Origin of the sequence: Streptomyces sp. NPDC058632 (genome assembly GCF_042717095.1) — a bacterium.
GTDB lineage: Bacteria > Actinomycetota > Actinomycetes > Streptomycetales > Streptomycetaceae > Streptomyces.
Map to the genome: position 1 here is coordinate 1 of NZ_JBHXQZ010000173.1, position 5,830 is coordinate 5,830.

5 protein-coding genes and 1 pseudogene are annotated in these 5,830 nt (G+C 72.3%); 2 read left to right on the plus strand and 4 right to left on the minus strand.

From position 1 onward, the window contains the following. Positions 1-229 (plus strand): annotated as a pseudogene (locus ACFWVE_RS34505) (alpha/beta hydrolase); the annotation flags it as partial. Here ACFWVE_RS34505 and ACFWVE_RS34510 read toward each other — a convergent pair. The 3 genes from ACFWVE_RS34510 to ACFWVE_RS34520 form a co-directional block, all read right to left on the minus strand. After that, positions 123-425: a hypothetical protein gene (locus ACFWVE_RS34510; RefSeq protein WP_384023069.1), complete on the minus strand. Its 303-nt coding sequence runs from the start codon at positions 423-425 to the stop codon at positions 123-125. The pseudogene ACFWVE_RS34505 and the gene ACFWVE_RS34510 sit on opposite strands and share 107 nt — an antisense overlap. Before the next feature lie 210 nt (positions 426-635). After that, on the minus strand, positions 636-878 hold the full coding sequence (locus ACFWVE_RS34515; RefSeq protein ID WP_384023071.1) for a hypothetical protein: 243 nt from the start codon (positions 876-878) through the stop codon (positions 636-638). Positions 879-961: 83 nt separating this feature from the next. Then, the gene (locus ACFWVE_RS34520) at positions 962-1,444 is read right to left on the minus strand and encodes a sigma-70 family RNA polymerase sigma factor (RefSeq protein ID WP_384023074.1); all 483 of its coding nucleotides are present in this window, start codon (positions 1,442-1,444) and stop codon (positions 962-964) included. 1,486 nt (positions 1,445-2,930) lie between these two features. Here ACFWVE_RS34520 and ACFWVE_RS34525 point away from each other — a divergent pair. After that, positions 2,931-4,367, plus strand: a complete 1,437-nt coding sequence (locus tag ACFWVE_RS34525; RefSeq protein ID WP_384023077.1) for a ricin-type beta-trefoil lectin domain protein — start codon at positions 2,931-2,933, stop codon at positions 4,365-4,367. A 328-nt stretch (positions 4,368-4,695) separates the two neighbouring features. Here the strand turns inward: ACFWVE_RS34525 and ACFWVE_RS34530 are convergent, their stop codons facing one another. Further along, positions 4,696-5,058 (minus strand): peptidase inhibitor family I36 protein, encoded by a 363-nt coding sequence (locus tag ACFWVE_RS34530; protein WP_384023080.1) that lies wholly within the window; start codon positions 5,056-5,058, stop codon positions 4,696-4,698. Positions 5,059-5,830: the final 772 nt, after the last annotated feature.

A 5,830-nucleotide genomic window follows, 5' to 3' on the forward strand; every position in this document is an offset into this window, starting at 1 on the left:
CCAGCGCCCGATCGCCGCGGCCGCGCTGGAGGAGAAGTCCACCCGGGCCGCCTGGAGGACGATCCCCTCCTGGTCCCTGGTCACCACCGAGGACCACAACATCCCCGTGGCCGCCCAGCGCTTCATGGCGGCTCGGGCACACGCCCGCACCACCGAGGTCGACGCCTTCCACGCGGTGTCCGTCTCACGCCCCGGCGCCGTGTGCCGTCGGCGTCGAACAGCAGCGAGACCGTCTCGGCCGCCACGCCCCTCTCGGCGTGGTGGCGCCGTTCCGGTTCGGACAGGGCGTCGTGCACCGTCGCCAGGCCGATCCCCCAGGAGCCGACCACCAGCACCGCGGGGGTCGGCGCGCCGAGTCGGTCCGGCGCCGCCGTGATGCCGGGTCGGCTGCGCAGCACGGTCGCGGTCAGGGCGTTGGGCGGCACCAGCGGCGCGTACAGGGGACGGGCGGAGCCTCCGGAAAGGGAGGCGGCCGGGGGAACGCCCTGCTGGCGGCGGTGACCGCGTGCTCCCAGGCCAGGCCCAGCACGTCGTCATCGTGCAGCAGGTCAGTCACCAGCCGGACGTCCGGCGGGGCCCGCCCCGTTGCCCACATCTCCCACCAGGGTCCGGCGCGGTGGGCCGTTCACTGTTCGTCATCTGCGGCAGCCGGGCGCAGGGATGCCCTCGAACGCGCGTAGACCCACATGGGAGAGCACCTGAGTCACTTCGGCGAGCAGGTCCTGTTCGGTTGCGCAGTCGGCACAACGGCCGAGGTGCTCGGCGCCACCCGCATCCAGTCCTCCGTTCCTGCCTTCGGTCAGGGCCCGGACGGCCAGCTCTTTCCTGATGCGCTCGCAGTGCACAGCCATTCCTCCGGCGTCGGCTTCGATGGTCAAGGGTGGAGCGTCCTGGGGCATGAGCCGGTCGAGAAGGCGCGCGGTGCGGACGGTGCCGGACCGGCGGGCCCGGCACCGTGCCGTCACGCGCCGACGACCCCTCGCTGCTCCAGTTCCTTCCGGAGCGCTCGCAGGGCGTAGAAGGCGCGGCTCTTGACGGTGCCGGGCGGGATGCCGAGGTGTTCGGCCGCCTGGGCCACGCTGCACTCCAGGTAGTACATCAGCCTGATGACGGTCCGCTGCTGTTCCGTCAGCTCCTGCAGTGCCTCCAGCACCACATGGAGGGTGAGCAGGGCCTCCGGGGTCTCCCAGGCGGCGTCGAGTTCCTCGACCGGCATCAGTTCGAGCGGCCGGATCTGCCGGGAGCGGTGATGGTCGATGACGAGGTTCCTGACCACGGTGAAGAGCCACGGCCGGACGAGTTCGTCGCGAGTGCCCAGGTAGTGGGCGTGCTTCCAGGCCCGGGACACCGTCTCCTGGAGCATGTCCTCCGCCTTGTGCCAGTCTCCGTCCAGCAGCCGTGCCGCGTACCGCAGGAGCAGGGGACCGTACCGATCGTAGATCATCCGGATGAAAGCGTCGCAGCCGACGTCCGACGAGGAGCGCCGGGTGTGCGTCCGGCCCGGGGCAGGGGCGGCGGTCCCTGCCTCCAAAGTCCCGTTCATGGGTGGTGACCAATCGTCTTCCAGTGGTTCTGTGGCGTGTCTCCCGCCGGGGGCAGGAGAGTGGGACAACACTCTCCGGAAGGGCTTGGCCAAACCTTGTCGTCTTCTTGTCGCGTCATCGCGAGGGTGGCAGACGGGTTTGTCTTTTGACGGCACGCACCCGCGGGGTGACGGGCCGTCACCCCGCGGCTCGCCGTGCACAGGAATCCGCCGACTTTCGGGTGTGTGCCCATTCGGGCGGCGGGAGCGGATCTCCGAATGCGCGCATGAGCGAAATCGCTGTTGTGCGGCGCGGTTGTGCGTTTGATGCGGGGCGAATGCGGCCTTCCGGTCCTTCGGATGCGGCACCGGAGGGCACTGGAAATGCATTTCGTTCGGGGTGTGGGGGAGCACCGGCACCGTGATCAGGGTGCGGACCCGGGTGCTCTTGCGGCTCTGCGGACCGCCAACGAACGCGACATGGCCGCCGACGCCGGACAGGTCCACCGTCAGCAGGTTGCGGAGCCCCACCGGCACGGTCATCGCCGCGCCCGCCCCGGCCGCGGCGATGGCCGGCCGGGGCGGCACTGTAATGCGCTGCGGAACGGAGAAAAGGTGACCGGGAGGGCACACGCGGGCCGGTGGAGTGACATCGCGGACGTCTCGCCGGCCACTGCCCGGCGGTACCGGCCGCGGGCGCACCGGTGGCACGGTCCTGTCACCTGCTCCCGCTACAGTGCCGCAGTGGCCGTGAACCGATCCGGTTCCGCCGTCGTAGACACGAGGGGGCGGCACTCCGTGCGCAGTGTGGTGCCCCGATCGGTGGTCCATGCCGGTGGTCCATGAGGACGAAGACGGCGCGGGGCCGCCCGATTCCCCTGCGCCCGGAGCCGTACCCACCGGCCCTGCCGTACCTGCCGGCCTCTCCGTCCCCCGCCCGTCCGCGTCACGGTGCCCGGCACCCCACCGGACAGCAGGTGACGCTCCGGCGGGGGCGGAGACGGGGATTCCCGGCCGGCGGGTGCGCGGCCGGGCGACCGGGGCGGCGCGGGACCTGCCGGGCCGGTCCAGGACTGTGAGGAGACGATGAGCGAGCAGACCACCGGCGAGCGGACCACCGGCGAGCGGACCGGGCCCGACGCGGGAACCGCCCGGCCTCGTGCGGGGGAGAACGTCGCGTCGGCCGGTGGACGTCCCTCTTCTCCCGGAGCGGCGCCGTGCCGGGAGGCGATCGCCCCGGACGGGGCCGTGCTCATCACCCCCGGCGGAACGCTCTTCGTGCAGCAGCCGTCCACGCCCGGCGGAGGCTGGTGGTGTTTTGAACCCGGCACCGTGCCCCGGCCGCGGGGCGCCGCGAGCGTGCGGCCGCCACGCGGCAGACAACCCTGAGAGCGAAGGAGAACGAGCGATGTCACGTCAGAACAGGTCAGGCGGCGGCGCGTCCGCCCGCCCGGCCGGCACCGACGGCGGGCTACCGGTCCGCCGTGCGGTGGTGCTGCCCCCGGTGGGCGACGACGTGGGGCAGTCCCTGAGGCCCGCCCCGCGGCGCAGCGCGGCCACCACCAACGCCGCCACCGGCGCCACCGGCGCCAACGCCGCCACCACCACCACCAACGCCGCCACCGGCGCCACCGCCAACGCCGCCACCGCCGAAGGCACCGGAAGGGCCGGCGGGACCGGCCGGGGCGAGGCGCAGACCCCCTCCACTGCCACGGTCGAGTCCACTGCCACGGTCGAGTCCGGGACGGCCCCGGCCGCGAACGAGCCGGAGGCACGGGAAGAGGCCGCGGAACCGGGCACGGACCGCCGGGAACGGCCGGAGACGGTGGCGGACACCGCCACACCGGCCCGCACCGCGTCACCGGGCGGCGCCGCAGGCACCCTGGCCGGGCTGGCTGCCGTACCCGACGGCGCCCGCCGGTCCGGCGGAGCCGGGCGGGGAAGCGGTGACGGTGACGGCGACGGTGCGCCGGGGCGGCCGAAGGCCCCCATGCTGGCCGCCGCCGGAATCGCCGGGGTGGTCCTGCTCGCCGTACCGCTGCTGATCGTGGCCGGCAACGACCGGGACGAGCAGCCCGAGGACCACGCCACCGTGGCTGCCGACTCCCGGGCGCTGTACGACGGTCAGGAGGCACAGCAGCCGCCGGGCGTTTACGCCGCGGAGCCCCCGAAGGACGACGCTCCGGCCGGCTCGTCGAAGGACAAGGACGGCGACGAGGGGAAGCACGGCAAGGAGGCGAAGGACGGCAAGGAGGAGGGCAAGGACGACGGCAAGGACGACGGCAAGGAGGACGGCAAGGCGTCCCCGGACGCCTCCGCCTCCGACTCCGACTCCGTTGCCGTCGCCGCCGACGGCGCAAGCCCGCAGGCCGCCTCGCAGAAGAAGAAGGAGGAGGAAACGGCGAAGGAGCCGGCCCAGCGGACCGAGGGGAAGACGGACCAGACGGTCACCGTCGCCGCCGCCCGGATCGTCAGCGCCGCCACCGGCAAGTGCCTCACCGCGAGTTCCCGGGGAGCCGGGGCGGAACTGGTCGTCCAGCCCTGCGGAGCCTCGCAAGGCGCCCAGATCTGGTCCTTCCACGACAACGACCGCACCCTGCGCATCGGCGAGGACCTGTGCATGGGGCTGGACGGCGGGTCGGTGGAGAAGGGCACGGCGATCCGGCTGCAGCGGTGCAACGGGTCGGCCGGACAGAAGTTCAAGATCAACGCGACCGAGGACCTGGTGTCGCTCAAGGCCGGCAACAAGTGCGCCGACGTGTGGTGGGGCAAGGAGGCCAACGGCACGCCGGTCAAGCTGTGGCCCTGCACCGGCACCGTCAACCAGACCTGGCGGCGCGGCTGACCTCGTCCCCCGGCCCGGAGGACCGCCGTTCCCGGCCGACCGCGGCATCGGCGCAGGACAGGCCCCGGGCGCTCCTGCGCATCGCGCTCGAGCGCCCGGGGCCTGTCCTCTACGTGCGTCCTCCACGTGGCGGATGGTCGCAGTCGGTGTGCGTCGCGCGGGTGTGCCCGAACGGCAATACCTGCCACGGGCATTCGATTTCACCGTGAGGAGGCCGACATGGCCATGCAGCAGTGGTCGCGGCAAGCGGCGGTCAACGGAATCAACGCCCTCAAGAATGGCGCTGGACGGTCTCAGCAGGATCCGCGGACGGGCCGGCGGACGGGGTCTACGCGGACCCGAACCGGAAGCTCGTCAGCTGGTCGTTGTAGATCTGCATGGCAGGGGAGGAGGCCCCCGGCTCGTAGCAGCCCAGGTCGTAACCGTAGTTCTCGTGCCGGTACAGGCAGACGACCCGGTTGCTGCGGTTCCAGTACGAGGTCGTGCGGTCGTTCATGTAGCTGCCGACGTTGGGTGTGTCACGGTCGCTCGAGAAGAAGCGGCCTTCGTAACTGCTGTGCTGCCAGATGCAGAAGTGCCCGGAGGGACACTCGCTGTAGTGGGCCTGTGCAGCCGGGGCGTTGAGCGTCACCAGGGCGCCGGCCAGCACTGCTGCGGACAGCAGGACGCGGCGAAGCCGTGAACCGTTCACAGGTGTTCCCTTTCATGGTCGGACCGGCGGAAACGCCGGGGCTTGGTGGTGGAGGGGGTGGGAAGGAGCACGTCTCGTGACGGCGAGGTGGGATGCCCGTCGCGGGCTCCGCGCGCCGTGGTTGTCGGTTGTGCGTCCGTTCCTGTGAACGCCCGGAACAGTGCGACGGTTCACCTGCCGGCCGAATGCGTACGCCTCCGAACAGCCCAACGAGGCACGGAGGTTCCCGGTTCACCGTGCGGGCAATCGGATGCGCCGGGCCGACGGGGAGCCTTGCCGGTGTCCCCCTGGCATGCGGGAATCGGACGACGGGGTTCCTCACACCCGCCCCGGTTCCGAGGCCGGCCCTCGCCCTGCTGCTCCTCGCGAATCCCTGACGGAGCCCGATCCGGAAACCGCCCTCCGGCAGCGGCAGGAGCAGCAGTGCGAGGTCCGCCAGTGGCTCGGCGTCATCCCGCGCCGGGTCCGCCGGAACGACGACCTCGACGCCGAGGTTCCGCGCCGCCGCGGTCGCGACGATCTGCCTCGTCCCAGCCGTCCGCCGTCCGCCGTCCGCGTGCGCGCACGCCACCAGGGGCTGCCGCGGCGGCGTCGGTTCGCCGGACGGCAGTCGGCCGTCCTCTCCGCTCAGCCGCACCTGGATCTGCTGGACCGGTGTCAGTTCCGGGCCGGGGGCGAGGAGGTCTCTCAGCGAGAACTCCGTACTGGGGCGATCAGCTGACGGACCGCCGGCAGGTCCGCCTCCGTGATCCGGGCCGCGTCCCAGCCGTGG

Bases quoted from the DNA above. Each gene is read 5' to 3' on its own strand.
- ACFWVE_RS34520 (WP_384023074.1), bottom strand. From the start codon at position 1,444: ATGATCTACGATCGGTACGGTCCCCTGCTCCTGCGGTACGCGGCACGG.
- ACFWVE_RS34525 (WP_384023077.1), top strand. From the start codon at position 2,931: ATGTCACGTCAGAACAGGTCAGGCGGCGGCGCGTCCGCCCGCCCGGCC.